This window comes from Roseibium sp. M-1 (genome assembly GCF_054515675.1).
Genome location: NZ_CM137257.1, coordinates 5,445,197 through 5,461,558, shown reverse-complemented (window position 1 = coordinate 5,461,558; position 16,362 = coordinate 5,445,197). Strand labels below are relative to the sequence as shown.

Below are 16,362 nucleotides of genomic sequence, written 5' to 3'. Positions count from 1 at the left end.
AGCTTGGCCCGCTTGGCGCCGGCCGTCCGTTCACCTTAACCGTGAGGGCGGGCAATTCAAGGCTGTGCCCGCCTGCGTGTTCCCGCGCCATGGCGCGCGTCAGACCGAACCGTCGCTGATCTGGAAGACGGCACCGGAGGCCGTCTTGGTGCGATGGGCGACATTCTGGTTCGACGAAGTGATCGGGTTCATCTGTTCGCCGTTGGAGACAGCTCCCAGAATGACCGGCCGGTCAGGATCGCCGAAGCGGAAGCCGAGCAGCACCTCCGTGCCCTTGAGCAAGGTGGAATGGGACCCGTAGCCGTCGCCGCCGCCATAGGGTTCCATCTTGCGCACCACATGGCTGGCCTTGCCTTCGGTCAGCCCGCTTTCCTCGTCCAGGATCCGGATCTTGTAGCGGCCATGGTCGTCGAGTTCGGCACGGCTGCCATCGGATTCGCCGTCGATATTGGCAATGACAAAGCCCGCAATCACCGGCTTCGGCGTCACCATCGGCGGCCGGTACCCCTTGTCGAAGGGCACGCAGACGAAACGGTTGGTGTAGGGCGCCGGTTCCTTGTCGGAAGAACTGAAACCGATCGGCGTCGAGATCGTGCAGGCATGCTCCACCGACACGACGATATAGAGCCCGTCCAGGTCGGAGATCGGATGATCCTTCAGGCGGAAGAAGAGCCCCGGCCTGAGATTGGGCACGTTGCTCTCGCCGGTGAATTGCAGCCGCTGGCCTTCGAGCTGGTCGACACGCCGCTTGGCGATGAACTGACCGTCGGAAACGGTCGGGTAGTTCTCGCCGTAATACGTCGTCACGCCCTGGCCGGTATAGGAAGCATCTTCCGTGACCGCGAGCGACACCTTCGGCGTCTCTTCGTTATATTCCCGCAGCGCAACGGTGCCGCTCTGGGTCTCGTAGGCCGCATTGAAGGACCAGAGGCCGAACGTGTCTGTGCCCATCACCTGGTTCTTGCTGCGGAAGCTGAGTTCCTCGGTGATGTTCTTGCCGCTCAGCTTGGTGAAATGCTCCTTGCGGTCGCCGAAGATCACCTTCTCCCGGTCGCCGGAATGGTCGAACGCGAAATAGATGCCGAAACGCTCGCACATGCGGGCAATGAAATTCAGATCGCTTTCCCGGTACTGGAAGACGAAGTCGAGCGTTGGATAGTCGGAAGCCGAAATCAGAAGGTCGGACTGGATCTGACGGGCAACGCGGCTGGAGGCCGTGTTCGAACCCGACTTGTTTGCGTCCGACAATTCGCCCTGGATGATGTCGACGACGGTAACGTCCTTGTCGGTGCCGTAGACCTGGTTCTGCGCACTGTGGCGCAGCATCGCCAGTTCGGGCTCGATCAGGAGCGTATAACTGAATTCCCGGTTGGGGGTCGGGTCGCCGGTGCGCGCGGCACCGATCACACCGGCAAAGCCGACGCTCTCGCCCGCCCGCTCCAGCGTGAGGCGGGTGCTTTTTCCAAGCAGGCTTTCGATATCGATCGTCTTCTTGGACAGGATCGAAACCTCGTAGCGGTAGGTCTGTCCCAGAGCTTCAAAGCCGGCAAGGCTCTCGACATAGATCTCTTCGCCGGGTGATCCCGGCAGCTTGATCGTCATATATCCGTGAGATGCTTCAGCGCTCATTGGTCTTCCTCCTGGGCTCATCCGGCCGCACGGCTGTCCGCCGCCGTCCAAGGGCGCAGACAAGATGCATTTCGCTGTTTTGCCGGAAGAATGTGAAGCTTCCACAAAACTGCTGTCTTTCAGAAGCTGGGCGAGGCAAGTCCCCGGGTCAATTCTCCGGTTTCTTCACAATCGCCCTGATGACAGCGCATTCGACGGCAAATTATCCGTCCGAACGGCACCTGCAAACGCCAAAGGCAAGAATTTTGTGACGAACATCACATGCCAGGAGCGGGGTTTTCTGCGCGCTTTTCTGCCCACTGTGAAGAAATCTGCACAGTGTCATGTTAACGCACAAAGTTAACCGACGGCATATCCTTTTGGTTTCTCTGGCCTGGACTGGTTAACCGGGAAATTGGCACGGCCGTTGCAATTCCCTTTGGCAGCGCCGCCGCTCTCAACGACGAGGCGCCGGAAAGAAAACGCAGCACGAAAGAGCCAACGAGGAGCACGTTATGTCGAACATCGCATATATGACCGTCAAGGGTTCCACCCAGGGCGAGATCACGTCCGACGCCACAACCGCCGACAGCATCGGCAACCTGTGGCAGGAAGGCCACGAAGGCGAATCGCTGATCTATCATTTCGAGCAGAACGCCATCGTCCCACGCGACCCGCAGTCCGGTTCCATCATCGCCACCCGCCGCCACATGCCGACCACTTTCGTCAAGCCGGTCGACAAGGCAACCCCGCTGCTGTGGCAGGCTCTGGCAACCGGTGAAGCCCTGGAAATCGAAGTCCAGTTCTGGCGCACCTCCACCGCCGGCGTCCAGGAACACTACTTCACCATCAAGTTCGAAGATGCCGTCCTGGTCGAAGGCAAGACGATCCTGCCGGACGTCAATGACGAAGCCAACGCCTCCCGCGGCGATATCGACCGCTGGTCCTTCACCTTCCGCAAGGCCATCTGGACCCATGAAGTCGCCGGCACCAACGCTTCCGACGACTACCGCAAGCCGGTCACCTGATCTGACGGCCCAATCGGCTGAAGGGAACCGTCCCGTCCAACGGGGCGGTTCTTTTCGTTTTTAACGGTTTTTTTGGGCAATATGCGGCTTTGTCTTCAAATCATTGCCGGCAAGATTCCATGATCGGCAAACAACGAAGCCAAGCATTTGTGGGCACAGGGGTGGCACTTGATTGATCTTGACCTGCGGCGTTTGATCGGCCGCTTGAACACTTATTCCCGCCGATCGCTGGAAGCTGCCGCAGGTCTTGCGGTCACCCGTGGCCATTTTGAAGTGACTATCGAACACCTGCTGCATGTCTTTGCCGAAGACAGCCAGCACGACCTGCAGAGCGCCTGCCGCCAATTCGAAATCGACCCCGCCCCGCTCAAGAAGGCGCTCGATTCGGTGCTGGAAAGCCTCAAGCGCGGCAATCAGGGCCGCCCGGCCTTCTCGCCTCTGCTGATCGAATGGATATCCGATGCCTGGCTGGTAAGTTCCGTCGAGCTGGACCTGGATCAGGTCCGCTCCGGCAGCCTGCTGGCGACAGTCTTCGCCAAGCCCAACCGGTTCGGCGACGACCGCTGGCTGGCCGTTCTGAACGCCATGTCCTTTACGGAGCTGAAAAAGAACTTCCGTGACATTGCCGCCCAGTCGGAGGAAACCACCGCGGGCTTCTCCACGCGTCCCGCAGGCGAGGCTCCGGCGGAAGGCCGCTCCGTTGCCCCCGGCATGGATCCTGACAGCGCCCTTGCCAGGTTCTGCACCAACTTCACCCAGCTCGCCCGTGACGGAAAGATCGACCAGGTGTTCTGCCGCGACCGCGAGATCCAGCAGATGATCGACGTGCTCGGCCGCCGCCGCAAGAACAACCCGATCTGCGTCGGCGAACCCGGCGTCGGCAAGACCGCGGTCGTCGAGGGTCTTGCACGCAAGATCGCCGAGAACGACGTTCCGGACATGCTGAAGAATGTCGAGCTGATAGGCCTCGACCTCGGCATGTTGCAGGCCGGTGCCGGCGTGAAGGGCGAGTTCGAGAACCGCCTCAAGGGCATCATCGACGAGGTCAAGGGATCGGCCAAGCCGATCATTCTCTTCATCGACGAAGCCCATATGCTGATCGGTGCCGGCGGTTCGGCCGGCGGCGCGGATGCGGCAAACCTTCTGAAACCGGCCCTTGCCCGTGGTGAGCTGCGCACGATCGCGGCCACCACATGGAGCGAGTACAAGAAATATATCGAGAAGGACCCGGCTCTCGAACGGCGTTTCCAGCTGATCAAGCTGGACGAACCGAGCCCGGACCAGGCGATCACCATCATGCGCGGCCTGCGCGGCGCCTATGAGAAGAACCACGGCGTCTATATCCGTGACAACGCGGTGGTTGCCGCGGCCAAGCTCGGCGCGCGCTACATTTCCGGCCGTCAGCTGCCCGACAAGGCGGTCGACGTGCTCGACACCGCCTGCGCCCGCGTGAAGCTGTCGCTGTCCTCCAAGCCCTTCGTCATCGAACTGAAGGAAAAGCGCCTCGGCGAGCTGCAACGCGAACTGGACTCGCTGAAGCGCGATCACAAGGCCGACTTCTCCTCGCAGGCGCTGGAAGTCTCCGAAATCGAGACAGAGGCCGCTGACGCGGAAGCAGCCATTCAAGAGCTGACAAACCGCTGGAACCGGGAAAAAGAGCTGGTCGGTCAGCTGCTGACCATCCGCCACGAGCTCGGCTTGAGCCTGGACGGCGACCGGGCAGCGGATGCCGAGGCAACGGAAACAGGCGAGACCGCTGAAGCGGCGGCAGACACTCCGGCCGCAAAAATCAACCCGGAAGACTATGCCAGGATCGCGGCCGACCTGAAGACCGTCCAGGCGGGCGATCCACTGATCTCCTTCGAGGTCACGGAAGAGGCCATCGGCCAGGTCATTTCCGACTGGACCGGCGTGCCGCTCGGCCGGATGGTGCAGGACGATGCAGAGTCGATTCTGTCGCTTAGCGACAAGCTGAAACGCCGCCTCATCGGCCAGGACCACGCCATCGAAGCCGTCGACCAGGCACTGCGCACAGCCAAGGCCGGCGTGCAGAACCCGGACGCGCCGATGGGCGTCTTTCTTTTCGTCGGCCCCTCCGGCGTCGGCAAGACGGAACTTGCGACGGCGATCGCAAACCAGCTTTTCGGCGGCGAACGCTTCCTGATCTCCATCAACATGTCGGAGTTCCAGGAAAAGCACACGGTTTCCAAGCTGGTCGGCTCGCCCCCGGGCTATGTCGGCTATGGCGAGGGCGGTGTCCTGACCGAAGCCGTGCGCCAGCGCCCCTATTCGGTCGTGCTGCTGGACGAGGTGGAAAAGGCCGACCTGGAGGTGATGAACCTCTTCTACCAGGTCTTCGACAAGGGCGTTCTGTCCGACGGCGAAGGCCGCCAGATCGACTTCAAGAACACCATCGTCATCCTCACCAGCAATCTGGCCACCGATGTGCTGACGGAAATGGGCAACCTTGCCGAAAAACCCGGCGTCGACGAACTGATTGCCGGCTGCCGGCCGACCTTGAGCGCGCATTTCAAGCCGGCGTTGCTGGCTCGCATGCAGATCGTGCCCTTCTATCCGCTGATCGGCGCGCCGCTGGAAAAGATCGTCCGGCTGAAGCTGAACAAGATCGGCAAGCGGCTGCGCGAGAACCAGAAGCTGGAACTTGCCTATTCGGACGATGTCGTCGGTTCGATCGCCGCGCGCTGCACGGAAGTGGAAACCGGCGCCCGCAACATTGACCACATCATCAACCGGACCGTTCTGCCGGAGCTGTCGACGGAGCTCCTGACCGGTATGGGATCGAAGGACGCCGGGTTCACAAGGGTCGAGATCGGCCTTCGCGAGAACGGCTCCTTCAGCTACGCCCTCTCATGAGCGGGCGGAAATGATGTGCCGGACGGGACGATACGGACCGGCACAGGGGTTTGTGAGCGGGCGCGGCTGGCGTAGGCTGTCGCCGGCAGCGCCTTCACGGGCGGTGGATGGCAGGCAATGGGTCTGCTGCCCGCCGGATCGTCCACGAAAGATGGATGCAACGCGATGATTTTGGGCGACTTGATTGAACTGGCGGGTGCCATGACGGCGGGGGCCAAGGTCGAATCGGTGATGGACAAGGCGATAGAGTCCGCCTTGAACCTGACCGGTGCCGAGGAGGCCTCCATCTTCATGCTGGACACCTTCGGCCAGACCCTGCACAGGGCCTGTTCCCGACACCGCGGCTACATCAAGTCGATGCCGGCAGGCAGGCATGTGACCCTCTATGGGCCGGACATGATGCCGAACCTGAAGGAACCGGCCACCTTCGTCGTTTCCACCGGCACGACGCTAAACCTGGCCGATATCGACAAGGTCATCGGCTACGATTTCGACCGCATCCGCGAGGACGACAAATTCGGCGGACTGACGACCCGCGCCCTCGTCATCCTGCCGCTGACGATCCAGGCCGACCGGACGATCGGCATTCTGCAGATCATCAATCCGGGCGCGTCAACGCAATCCGTCACCGCGTTGCCGGAAGATCTGCTGCAGCACCTGCAGGGCCTTGCCGGGCTCGTCGCGCTCTATATGTGGAATGCCCGCATCGTGGAGGACAACACCCGCCTGAAGCGCCAGTTCGACCGGCACCTGGCGGAGTTGCCGAAGCAGATCAAGAAGGTGGTGCCGAAGAAGGACGCCGTGCCCCACCGGCCGAAGGGCCTCATCGGCGAGAGCCCGCCGATCGACCATGCCATCAAGCTGGTCGGCAAGGCCGCCTGTTCCGACGTGCCCATTCTGGTGCGCGGCGAAACCGGCACCGGCAAGGAGATGATGGCCGCCTTCATCCACATGTCGAGCGACCGCCTCAACAAGCCCTTCGTGGTGCAGAACTGCGCCGCCCTGCCCGAAGCGCTGCTGGAAAGCGAATTGTTCGGCCATGTGAAGGGTGCTTTCACCGGCGCCAACACCACCAAGCTGGGCCTTGCCCACGAGGCCAATGGCGGCACGCTGTTCCTCGACGAGATTGGAGACATGCCGCTGGCCCTGCAAGCCAAGGTGCTGCGTCTTCTGCAGGAGGGCGAGGTGCGCCGGGTCGGCTCGACCAAGACCGAAAAGGTGGATGTGCGCATCGTCGGCGCGACCAACATCAATCTGGAGGAAAAGATCAGGGCCGGGGAATTCCGCCAGGATCTCTTCTACCGGCTGAACGTCTTTCCGATCAATCTGCCGCCGCTGCGCGAACGCCCGTCCGACATACCGCTGCTGATCGACCATTTCCTGCGCTCTGCGGCGGAAAAATCCGGCCGCCAGGTTTCCGTGCTCTCCTCTGAGGCGCTCGACGCGCTGATGTGCTGGGGCTATCCCGGCAATGTCCGCGAATTGAAGAACATTCTCGACCGGGCCCGGCTGATGGCAGAGGACGGTTATCCGATCGAACTCGCCCATCTGCCGCCCGAACTGGCAGGCGCCAAGATTGACGCCGGCAACCGCATGCCGGTGCTGATCCCGGAGGGCGACCTGAAGACGATTGTCGGCCAGTATGAGGCCATGGTGATTGAAGCGAAAATGCGCGAAGCGAACTGGAACAAAACCAATGCAGCGCGCATACTGAATGTGAGCCGCCGTACGATTATCGACAAGCTCAGCCGCTACAACATCACGCGGCCCGATGGCTTCGACCGCTCCTGACCCGGGACGGATCGCTTGGTCACCGGCCGCCCCTAGACAGGATTTCCTCCGATTTGCCGACTGAAACGTCCTCTGCCGCGCAGGCGCTGATAACCGGTTTCGTAACCGGCCGGCTGTCCTACGACAGGCTTTCAAAGGACCTGCGCGCCGCCGCGCAGCAGTCGCCGGATGCCCTGGAAGATGCCCACCGCACCATCCGCGACTTTGTGGAAGTGGGACGTCTTCCCAACGATCTCGGCCAGATCCTGCTCAACCAGCTGCCGGCCCGCGATGCTGTGGTGGCAGCGCAGCGTGACGTCGGCGCCGATCCGGATCCGACCGAACCTGGTGCGATCGCCCGCACCGGGGAAAGTGGCGAAAACGAGTTCGACGAACCAACCCTTCCACACGCAATCGCTCCCGACTGGCCGGAGGGGATCAGCACCTCCGGCGGGGCAACGGCCGAAGGCGCGACGCCGCCGCATCCGTCGACCGGCCTGCTGCCGCCCCTGCCCTATCTGGATCCATCCACAGCCGCAGCTGCTGACGAGGCCCAAGGCAAGGTCGACGACGCCATCCTGACGTCTCTCGTCTCCGGCTATACGGATTTCCGCAGCCGTAGGACCGCAGAGTGCGAACCGCCGAAGAGCGACGCGGACAGCAACAAGCTGGACAGGTTCCTGACCGACTTCAAGAGCGCCCGTTTCCGCTCCGATGCCAGACGCGTCTCCTCGGGCGGCCAACGCGAGGGTCTCGACCTCAACAAGCTGGCTTCACCGCAGGCAAAGCGTGCCGGTGTCGGGTCCATCCTGCGCGACCGCTTCATTCTCGATACGGAAATCGGCCGTGGCGGCATGGGCTATGTCTATTCGGCCGTCGACCGGCGCCGGCTCGAGGCGGGCCACGACCAGCCCTATGTGGCGGTGAAGCTCCTCAACGAAGGCTTTCAGAACGACAGCGAAGCCCTGCGCCTTCTGGAAGCCGAAGCGCGCAAATCGCAGGCACTGGCCCATCCCAACATCACCACGGTCTACGATTTCGACCGCGACCGTGCGGATGTCTTCATCGTCATGGAATTGCTGAAGGGAACCGGGCTGGACCGGCGGCTGGGAATGACGATGGGCCAACCGCTGTCGATGGGCGACTGCGGCCGTATCCTCAAAGGCACCTGCGCGGGCCTCACCTACGCCCATAGCCGCGGCGTGGTCCATTCCGACCTCAAGCCCGGCAACATCTTTCTGCTGACGGACGGTGGGATAAAGCTACTGGATTTTGGCCTGGCTGCGGCCGCCAGCGCCAGCGCCGGCCATCCGATCCAGGACAGCCTGACCGCCGCCTATGCCAGCCCCGAACAGTTCCGGCGGGCGGAGCGCGATCCGCGCGACGACATCTTTGCGCTCGGCATCATCGCCTACCAGGTGCTGACCGGCCGGCATCCGTTCCAGTCCCGCCCCATCGACGAGGTGGCAGCCGAGGGCCTGACGCCGGAGCCCATCGACGGACTTGAGTCGCAGGCCTGGGAAACGATCGCCAGGGCGCTTGCCTTCGAGCGCGACCAGCGCCTCGGCGATGTCGGCAGTTTCCTGAAGGGTCTCTTCGAAGAACAGGGCTGACGCATGTTACTCGATGGAATCGACGATGGTCTCGACGGCCCGCGTGAACTGGTGGTCTGGATAAAGGGTGCGGATCAGCCCGGTGCTGCCGATCTGGATCAGGTCGGTCGACAGCGGCAGGACGGCGGCGACGGGCGTGCGGTAGTTGGAGAAGATCCGCTGCGCCAGCTCGGTGAAGTCGAAGGTTTCCAGCGCCTTGTTGACGATCAGGAACAGCTGCGGCACTTCCAGCTTGCGCGCGAGTTCCAGGGTCACGGCGGTGCCCTGATAATCCTGGATGTCGGGTCTGAGGATCAGCAGCAGCGTGTCGGAAATGGCGATCGACAGCAGCGTTTCCTCGTTGACGCCCGGATGCGTGTCGATCAGGAGATAATCCAGCTCCAGTCCTTCGCAGAGGCCGACAAAACCGCGATTGAGATCCTCCACATCGTATTTTTCCTTGAGGATGCGGGCGATCTCACCGGTCTTGATGGAGGACGGCACCAGAAACACCTTGCCGCCCTCAGGGACGACAGATGTGCCTCCCGTATCGACAACGTTTGCTGTCACATCGAGGGCGCAATCGGTCACCCCGCAATGACCCCAGAGAAAATTGTTCAGCGTGTGCGTAACCGTGTGCAGGTCCACCTTGAAAAGGGTGTGGATGCCAGGTGACTGGATGTCCGTATCGACGATCCCGACCCGATGGCCGCGCATTGCCAGCGCGGAGGCAAGATTGGCGGTGACGTTGGATTTGCCGGTGCCGCCGCGATAGGAATGGGTGGAAATGATTTTGGTCACTTAAGGGTCCGGATCGTCTTGCAAGTCTCAGGATTTATATCTTGAACGCAGGTCCTTTGCACGGGACTGCAGGGAGCGGAAATAGTCGGTGTCGCTGACTTCCTCGATCTCGGCCTTTGCCTGTTCCTCGTCATAAGTGACTTCGAACTTGTCCAGGCGGGTCTTCAGCTCGGCGTTTTCCTTGCGCAGTTTCGCTTCCGCCGCTTCCAGCCGGCGCTTGGTTTCCGTCAGCTCCGCAATCAGCTGGCCGGAATGGAACTCGCGCGCCTCGACCTGTACCAGCATGCCGGAAAAGGTTTCCGCAAGCGCGCGGATATCCTCCTCGACCTCCATGTCGGTGATCACCTCGAACAGCTCCTCGACATCGTCGAAGCGGCCATTGGCAATCGCCTCGCAGGTGCGCGCCAGGCTGGCAAGCGCGGATTTCATGCTGTCGGAAGAGGTCATGCCCATTGCCCGCCGGTCAATCCCAAGTAAGTGAAGCCGTTCCGGCAAAACACACATCGCGGAACACGTCTAATGTCAGTCAGCTTAAACCACGCCTTCCCTGGCAACCCAAGCCATTTGTGCCGGTCATTCTTCAGTTCGAGGAGGCCGTCTGCAAAGGATTGGTTGTCGTCAGATATTCACTGGAGATCCAGCCGACCCGGCCGGTATCGACATCGCGCACATGCACCCATTCGCCTTTGACGTCGGTCTGGCGGACCGTGCGGCCCTTGTCGAAGCGGTCGATCACATTCTGGTTAAGCCCGGCACCCGTGCGGAAGGCGACCCGGTTGCCGCTCACAAAAAGCAGGGGCCCCTGTTGTTCCTGGGACGGCGGCAGGATGACGCGCGAGACCGGCGGCGGCGGATAGGCCGATTGGGCGAGCAGCTCAAGATAGGTCCTGTCGCGGAACTGGAAATAGAGCAGCGCCGCGATGAACAATCCGGTCACGATGACATATGGAACGACTTTCGACATTACTCCCCGGTCCGGTTCCAGGCCGCCAGTGTCCGGCCACCATACTCACGTCCGCCGCAGAAAGGGCCGCAGCATCCCTCATGATACCACGGGAACGTTGACGGTCCGATAAGACGCAGGACAGAACCTTACTGAATATTGCCTTCGCGCCCGGCTGCCTCTGCCAGCTCCGCCACCTTCTCCGCAATCCTCCGGCGGAAATCCTCCTCCGCCTCTTCCCAGGCCCGCTCCAGCACATGGACGGACGGATACCAGTGCGACCGGCCGTTCTCGTGATACCAGTACCATTGCTTTTCCGGCGTCACGAGGGCGATGGCCGGAATGCCCATGGCACCGGCAATATGGGTCACCAGCCCGTCCGGCCCGACCACCAGGTCCAGCTTGCCGACAAGATCCACCAGCATGTCCAGCGACTTCAGGTGCGCTCCGGCATCGATGATTCCCTTCTGGCCTTCCAGCTCCGAACGCTGGTCGTCCCAGACAAGGCTCAAGAGCGTGCCCGGCCAGGTCTTCAAGCCTTCCCGGACATCCTGCAGCAGCGGTTCAGGCCGGTATTTCGACCACATGATGCCAGCCCGCGGTCCCTTGAACGGTGCCAGCGACCCGCGCCAGAAATCGTCGGCTCTGGGATCGGAGGCGAGATACGGCCGGAATTCCTCCGGCCGGTACGCGGTGATTTCCGGCCTTGCTGCATAGCTGGCGATGAAACAGGCTCCATCGCCATCAGCGACCTTGAACAGGTCCTTGCCGGTGAGGGTTTCGATCCGCCGGCCGAGCGGCATGCGCTGCAGCAGCGGGATCAGCGGTTCGGGGGCATAGAGCGTCTTGTCCGCCGGTGCCTCGACTGTATTCGTTTCACCGGTCTCCGCCGCTCTCGCCAGGAACCGCGCGAAGAGAATGGCTTCGAGCGGCTTCGTTTCCAGCGGAATGATGACCTTGTCCGGGTCTTCCGCGTCCGCCGCCTTGAGGCCCGCGCCGCCGAACGTGGCATCCGCTGCCAGAGCGCGCGCTTCCTCGAACCGGCCCTGGTGGAAAAGACCCTGCCGGATCAGCGTCAGGGCATTGGCGGTCGCGGTCGGGTCCTGCAGGGCGGGCTGCGCCAGCGTCACGCTTTCCGCATGTTTGCCGGCCTTGGAAAGCGCTGTTGCCATCAGCAGGCACAGATGCGGGTTGTCCCGGTGCTGTTTCAACAGCCCGGCGATGCGGGCGATGCCCTGGTCTGGCTGGCCCCGATAGGCGGAAATCAGTGCATATTCCTCCAATGCATTCGCCGCCTCCGGCGCGATCTTCAGCGCCGTGTCGATCAGGTCGGCGGCCCGGTCGAGCTCTCCGGTCAATGCCAGGGAATGGGCGAAGGCTGCCAGGAACACCGGATCCCGGGGCCGCTTCAGATACTGGGTCTCGGACAGCGCCAGCCCGCCGGCATGATCTCCGAGCCCGTGCAGGATCTGCGACAGCTGCAGCGCCACCACGCCGTTTTCCGGCTGCAGCTCCAGCACCCTTTCGAAATGTGTCCTGGCATCGAAATAGGCGCCGACCTGCACCAGCACCGTGCCGAGATTGGCAAGGATGCCCGGGTCGTCCGGCCGCAATTCCAGCGCCATCAGCAGATAGCGCATAGCGGTCTCGATCTCGCCTTTCAGCGCGTGGACGCCCGCCATCGCCTCATGGAAGATCGGGTTCTGCGGATCGAGGCTGAGGGCCCGCTCGAAGTTGAGCTGCGCCAGATCCGCATTGCCCTGGGCATTCTGCGCCAGGGCCAGATTGTAGCAGGCGGTCGCATCGTCCGGGTTCATCTGCAACACGAACTCGAAACTGCGGATGGCAGCCTCAAGATCACCGGTGGCGATCTGGCACATGCCATGGGTCTTCAGGGCGCGGGTCGAACGCGGCGCCCGGCTGAGCGCCTGACGGCACAGCACCTCGGCGTCCTCGACCGCTCCGTTTTCGATATGTTTCGTCGCCGCATCCAGCAGGGCGTTGATGTTCGCCATTTCGTCCGTTCACTTCATATGTGCTGACAGCCGGGAGCAGACCCCAGGCCTAGCCGACATTGATCCGCTCGGCGTTCAGCCGGATATCCGTCTTGGCAGTGAGAACTGCCGTATGCGCGCTCTGGGCCATGGCCGTCTCGATGGTCTGGCTGAAGACGCCTGCCTTGTGGACGTCTGAACCGGAGATGACCGAGACACGCTGATGCGCACTGACGGAGGAGGATTGCGCAATCAGCTCGTCCGTTGCCGAAATCCGCTTGGAGGTCCGGAACAGGCTGTTGAAGGCGTGACCGACCAGATTGGCCGCTTCCGCCACCAGATCGAAGACCCCGGTCCTGATGGAAACTCGGGCGGCGGAAAGGACCAGCTCTCCCGGCGTCTCGATCGTCAACGGAGACGCCTCCGCGGACCGCTCCAGCACGGCCAGGACATAGGTCGCTCCATCGGCTTCGGCCGTCAGCACCCTGTCGCCCGGCAAGGGCGCTACCAGGCAGCTGACCGCACGGCGGGCGGCAACCCGATCCCCCTCGCCTGCGCAGACGAGAAAGCTTGCGCCGTCCACGGCTTCGACCGTCAGGACCTGAGGCTGCGGGATGGCGATTGACGATGCCTCAACGGTGGCGGCGAGCGCCGCATCTTCTTGTGTTTTGTTCATGATCGTGTCCGGAATATCTGTTTCTGTCGCCATCGGATGTTAGACCTGAAGATCCGTGCCGATGTCGAGCGACGCGGGTTTGTTGGCAACGCCCAGGACCTTGCCTTCCGCATCGACGATCTGCGACTTGCAATTGACCGTCTTGGTCTCGCGGCCATAGACCTTGAGCTCGTTCTTGTAATACTCGTATTCCTCGTGCAGCCAGACGATCTGGGTGGCGAAGATCGTGAAGCCGAACTTCAGGCCGAGCACGTCCTTGTTGGTGGCGCCCTCGATCGCCAGCGACGCGCCCGTTGCCCCGATGGACAGTTCCTTGATGCCGACCGTCGCGGATTTGTAGCTCAGCCCGATATTGGAATAGGTGCCGATATTGGCGCCGGCATAAAGCTTCACGACGATGCCGATATTGGTCTTGTGGGTTTTCCCTGTGATCGTGTCTTCCTTGTAGACGTCGACATACTTGGCGTAGCCGGCCTGCTGGAAATAGAGATCGTGCCCCTTGGCCTTGATAAGGATCGCTTCGGAATCGGCGTCGCCGCGGGCGGAGGTGATGTAGATCTTGCCGGACGCCTCCATCAGCACCTTGCCGTTGTTCTGCTCGATCACCGTATCGCCGCTGGTGTTGGTGTAGCTGTAATTGCCGTTCTTGACGGTGCGCTCCAGGCCGGTCCCGATCTCCTGGTAGGTGTTGCCGCCGCCGGTGGTCTTCAGGGTGTATTTGCCGTCCGTATAAAAATAGATGCCTTCCGCGTTTCCCGAGCCGTCCTTGATATTGGCGCAGTCGTTTTCCCACTGGCTTTCATAAGTGCCGAGGCGCAGATAGTGGCCGTCATTGAAATAGTTCGTGCCACCGGCGGAACTCCAATAGAAGATATGAGCCATGGGGTCCTCCGTTACGTGCCGGGCATCTTTGATTCGATGCCGATATGGGCTTCCACGGTGCTGGTACAGCCCGTCAGGAACATCGCCGTATCCATCGACGCGACGTTGAAGATGTTCTTCCAGCCCAACAGGTCCCGCTTGGAGACCGCAGATTCGAGCTGGATGCCGCGCATTTTGAAGTAGAGGACGGAATAGCCCATATCGTGGGTGATCACGTTGTTGCTGAGATAGACCACCCCGAACTTTGCACCCCCAGACGAGATCTTTAAGTCAGTTTCGCTGGCGTCGGCGATCTTGATCGACATGGAACAGAGCTTGGCGCTGACCGCGGCCGAGAGATAGATCGGAAAGGTCCAGGCAACGGAAACGTTGGTGCTGGTTTCCTTGATGATCTTCTTCGTCGAGCCGATCACCTGCTTCAGATAGGAGCCGAAAGTGTGGTTGTAGATGGTGTCGCCCTTGCTCGACACCTTGCCGTTTGCCGCTTCGATGGTGATGCCGTCGACATGGCTCGATTCCACCAGGAACTTCGAATTGTCCTTCGCCGTCAGCGAAAACCCCTTGTCTTCCATCGTCAGCGAGACGTTGCCGGCCTCGACGGTGGTGTCGCTGTTGCCGCTCAGGATCTTCTGCGTCAGGCTGCCGCCGATCTCTATCGTCGCATCGCCGCTGGTTTCGACAACGTAGGAGCCTGCGGACGTGATGAAGATGCCTTCGCTGCTGCTGAGGCCGTCCGTATAGACGGACGGGAAATGGCTGGCCTCGTCGACCACCGAAGCATCGGCGACATACGAGCCGAGCCGCATGTAGACGCCGTTTTCGATGCCGAGCGTGTCGTCGCTGACCGGCGAGACGCCCATGTAGATATTGGTCATTGTTCTGCCTCCCGCCTACATCTTGATCAGCTGAAAGGCCTTGCAGCCGGCCATCTTCTTACGCATCGCCGCGGCGTAATTTTCGGTCACGCCACCCTTGATCTTGTCCTTGACGATGGCGTTCTGCTTTTCCAGCATTTCGACGTAGATCTGAAAGACGGTCATCTTGTTGTAGAGGATCATCGTCTTCCGGTAGTTCATCGCCGCCTTGAACGACAGGAACTGGAAGATGTTGAAGCTGTGGTAGTAGCCGGAATATTTCGCGCCGATGAGCTTCACAGACGTTGCCGTTGCCTTCACCTCGATCAATTTGAAGTAGGCATCACCGACCAGATTGAAACTGAAGGAGAAGGCCGTCCGCTCTGTCGTCGCCAGGCCGAACACCGAGGAGTACTCGAAGAGCTGCACATAGGTGGTCTTGTTCGAGCTGCTTTCCTTGATGTCCCGGCTGTCCGAGGTGGTGCATTTGCCCCACCAGGCGTGGAGATAGAGATCCGAGCCTTCGGACTGCAGCGTGATATTGGCGTCGGTATCGGTGTCCGTCGCCTGGATCGTCACCGAGCCGTCCTTGGCTTTCAGCGTCCAGTCGCCATTGACCACCGTCACCGAATGGTCGCCGCCCATGATCTTCTCGGTAAGGGAACCGCCAAAGGTCTCGACCAACCTGGTGCCGGCGTTCACGAGATAGACGCCATTGGCGGACAGCGTGATGCCGGTCAGGCCTGACGTTGCAACACCCGCGGGCAGATGGCTGTCCTCGTCCGTGCCGATATATTCTTCCAGCCGCAGATACTGCCCGCTGAACTCGTCCGAACTCGAGCCAAGGGGCACGGCGAAATAGATATGGGCCGATGTCCGGTCGTCGGCGGCAGCCTTCGTCTTGACCATCTCTTTTCGCCTTCCCTAGCCGACCGGGTTGATCAGCGTGCACTGACCGGGTGAGGTGATGCCGACGGAATTGACCGTCAGGCCGTTTTCCAGCGGCGGGTCCATCAGGGCGCGGCTTGCCGGCTGGCCCTGGATCAGCAGCCTTGCGGAGCCTTTGCCGGATTTGCTGGCACTCATCGGCAGGCCGGAGATCACGCCTGGGCCGGGACCCGCGATACAGGCAGGGATCATCGACAGCATCGTGTGGAACCAGAAGGCGATGCTGTAGAAAGTGAACTGCGTCGGGATGGTGGATGCCCGGAAGCCGACCGCAGGCATGACGGCCGGGACCGGTGGCACCGACGGCATGATGAAGGGATCTACCGGCGAAAAGTCGACGCTCGGGATCGGTCCGGATGCATTCACTGTCGGCATGGCACTTTCCTTGTTTC

14 protein-coding genes are annotated in these 16,362 nt (G+C 61.6%); 4 read left to right on the top strand and 10 right to left on the bottom strand.

Translation table 11 applies throughout. The annotated features are described in order from the left end of the window. Window positions 1–99 precede the first annotated feature (99 nt). Entirely contained in the window at window positions 100–1,629 is a 1,530-nt protein-coding gene (locus tag ACX3M4_RS24705) for a type VI secretion system Vgr family protein (protein WP_459355625.1), read from the bottom strand. Window positions 1,630–2,123: 494 nt separating this feature from the next. Here ACX3M4_RS24705 and ACX3M4_RS24700 point away from each other — a divergent pair, with 494 nt between their 5' ends. The 4 genes from ACX3M4_RS24700 (at window position 2,124) to ACX3M4_RS24685 (ending at window position 8,893) form a co-directional block, all read left to right on the top strand. After that, complete coding sequence (locus ACX3M4_RS24700; protein WP_459355624.1) at window positions 2,124–2,636, top strand: Hcp family type VI secretion system effector; 513 nt, start codon at window positions 2,124–2,126, stop codon at window positions 2,634–2,636. A 168-nt stretch (window positions 2,637–2,804) separates the two neighbouring features. Continuing rightward, window positions 2,805–5,510 (top strand): type VI secretion system ATPase TssH, encoded by a 2,706-nt coding sequence (tssH, locus tag ACX3M4_RS24695; RefSeq protein ID WP_459355623.1) that lies wholly within the window; start codon window positions 2,805–2,807, stop codon window positions 5,508–5,510. A 165-nt stretch (window positions 5,511–5,675) separates the two neighbouring features. Beyond that, window positions 5,676–7,301, top strand: coding sequence for a sigma-54-dependent Fis family transcriptional regulator (locus ACX3M4_RS24690; RefSeq protein ID WP_459355622.1), 1,626 nt, complete (start codon window positions 5,676–5,678; stop codon window positions 7,299–7,301). 53 nt (window positions 7,302–7,354) lie between these two features. Further along, window positions 7,355–8,893, top strand: coding sequence for a serine/threonine-protein kinase (locus ACX3M4_RS24685; RefSeq protein WP_459355621.1), 1,539 nt, complete (start codon window positions 7,355–7,357; stop codon window positions 8,891–8,893). Window positions 8,894–8,899: 6 nt separating this feature from the next. On the opposite strand, the gene ACX3M4_RS24680 is transcribed toward ACX3M4_RS24685, so the two are convergent. The 9 genes from ACX3M4_RS24680 to ACX3M4_RS24640 all read right to left on the bottom strand — a co-directional run bounded on the left by ACX3M4_RS24680 (window position 8,900) and on the right by ACX3M4_RS24640 (window position 16,345). Continuing rightward, window positions 8,900–9,673, bottom strand: coding sequence for a MinD/ParA family ATP-binding protein (locus ACX3M4_RS24680; protein ID WP_459355620.1), 774 nt, complete (start codon window positions 9,671–9,673; stop codon window positions 8,900–8,902). Window positions 9,674–9,700: 27 nt separating this feature from the next. Next, window positions 9,701–10,120 carry a hypothetical protein gene (locus ACX3M4_RS24675; RefSeq protein ID WP_459355619.1) on the bottom strand — a complete coding sequence of 140 codons (420 nt, stop codon included), beginning with the start codon at window positions 10,118–10,120 and terminating at the stop codon, window positions 9,701–9,703. Window positions 10,121–10,253: 133 nt separating this feature from the next. Continuing rightward, complete coding sequence (locus tag ACX3M4_RS24670; RefSeq protein ID WP_459355618.1) at window positions 10,254–10,637, bottom strand: SH3 domain-containing protein; 384 nt, start codon at window positions 10,635–10,637, stop codon at window positions 10,254–10,256. Between the two features lie 128 nt (window positions 10,638–10,765). Next, entirely contained in the window at window positions 10,766–12,631 is a 1,866-nt protein-coding gene (locus ACX3M4_RS24665; RefSeq protein WP_459355617.1) for a tetratricopeptide repeat protein, read from the bottom strand. Between the two features lie 49 nt (window positions 12,632–12,680). After that, window positions 12,681–13,286, bottom strand: a complete 606-nt coding sequence (locus tag ACX3M4_RS24660; RefSeq protein WP_459355616.1) for a DUF3540 domain-containing protein — start codon at window positions 13,284–13,286, stop codon at window positions 12,681–12,683. Window positions 13,287–13,325: 39 nt separating this feature from the next. Beyond that, complete coding sequence (locus ACX3M4_RS24655) at window positions 13,326–14,168, bottom strand: hypothetical protein (protein WP_459355615.1); 843 nt, start codon at window positions 14,166–14,168, stop codon at window positions 13,326–13,328. Window positions 14,169–14,179: 11 nt separating this feature from the next. Beyond that, a complete protein-coding gene (locus ACX3M4_RS24650; RefSeq protein WP_459355614.1) occupies window positions 14,180–15,043 on the bottom strand; it encodes a hypothetical protein in 864 nt (287 codons plus the stop codon). Between the two features lie 15 nt (window positions 15,044–15,058). Beyond that, on the bottom strand, window positions 15,059–15,931 hold the full coding sequence (locus tag ACX3M4_RS24645; RefSeq protein WP_459355613.1) for a hypothetical protein: 873 nt from the start codon (window positions 15,929–15,931) through the stop codon (window positions 15,059–15,061). A 15-nt stretch (window positions 15,932–15,946) separates the two neighbouring features. Then, window positions 15,947–16,345 (bottom strand): hypothetical protein, encoded by a 399-nt coding sequence (locus tag ACX3M4_RS24640; protein WP_459355612.1) that lies wholly within the window; start codon window positions 16,343–16,345, stop codon window positions 15,947–15,949. Between the last annotated feature and the right edge of the window lie 17 nt (window positions 16,346–16,362).

What these genes read in the sequence shown, in the direction of transcription:
- ACX3M4_RS24640 (WP_459355612.1), bottom strand. Translation starts at nt 16,345, where the DNA reads ATGCCGACAGTGAATGCATCCGGACCGATCCCGAGCGTCGACTTTTCG.
- ACX3M4_RS24700 (WP_459355624.1), top strand. Translation starts at nt 2,124, where the DNA reads ATGTCGAACATCGCATATATGACCGTCAAGGGTTCCACCCAGGGCGAG.
- ACX3M4_RS24655 (WP_459355615.1), bottom strand. Translation starts at nt 14,168, where the DNA reads ATGGCTCATATCTTCTATTGGAGTTCCGCCGGTGGCACGAACTATTTC.
- ACX3M4_RS24665 (WP_459355617.1), bottom strand. Translation starts at nt 12,631, where the DNA reads ATGGCGAACATCAACGCCCTGCTGGATGCGGCGACGAAACATATCGAA.
- ACX3M4_RS24660 (WP_459355616.1), bottom strand. Translation starts at nt 13,286, where the DNA reads ATGAACAAAACACAAGAAGATGCGGCGCTCGCCGCCACCGTTGAGGCA.
- ACX3M4_RS24675 (WP_459355619.1), bottom strand. Translation starts at nt 10,120, where the DNA reads ATGACCTCTTCCGACAGCATGAAATCCGCGCTTGCCAGCCTGGCGCGC.
- ACX3M4_RS24705 (WP_459355625.1), bottom strand. Translation starts at nt 1,629, where the DNA reads ATGAGCGCTGAAGCATCTCACGGATATATGACGATCAAGCTGCCGGGA.
- ACX3M4_RS24650 (WP_459355614.1), bottom strand. Translation starts at nt 15,043, where the DNA reads ATGACCAATATCTACATGGGCGTCTCGCCGGTCAGCGACGACACGCTC.
- ACX3M4_RS24690 (WP_459355622.1), top strand. Translation starts at nt 5,676, where the DNA reads ATGATTTTGGGCGACTTGATTGAACTGGCGGGTGCCATGACGGCGGGG.
- ACX3M4_RS24670 (WP_459355618.1), bottom strand. Translation starts at nt 10,637, where the DNA reads ATGTCGAAAGTCGTTCCATATGTCATCGTGACCGGATTGTTCATCGCG.
- ACX3M4_RS24645 (WP_459355613.1), bottom strand. Translation starts at nt 15,931, where the DNA reads ATGGTCAAGACGAAGGCTGCCGCCGACGACCGGACATCGGCCCATATC.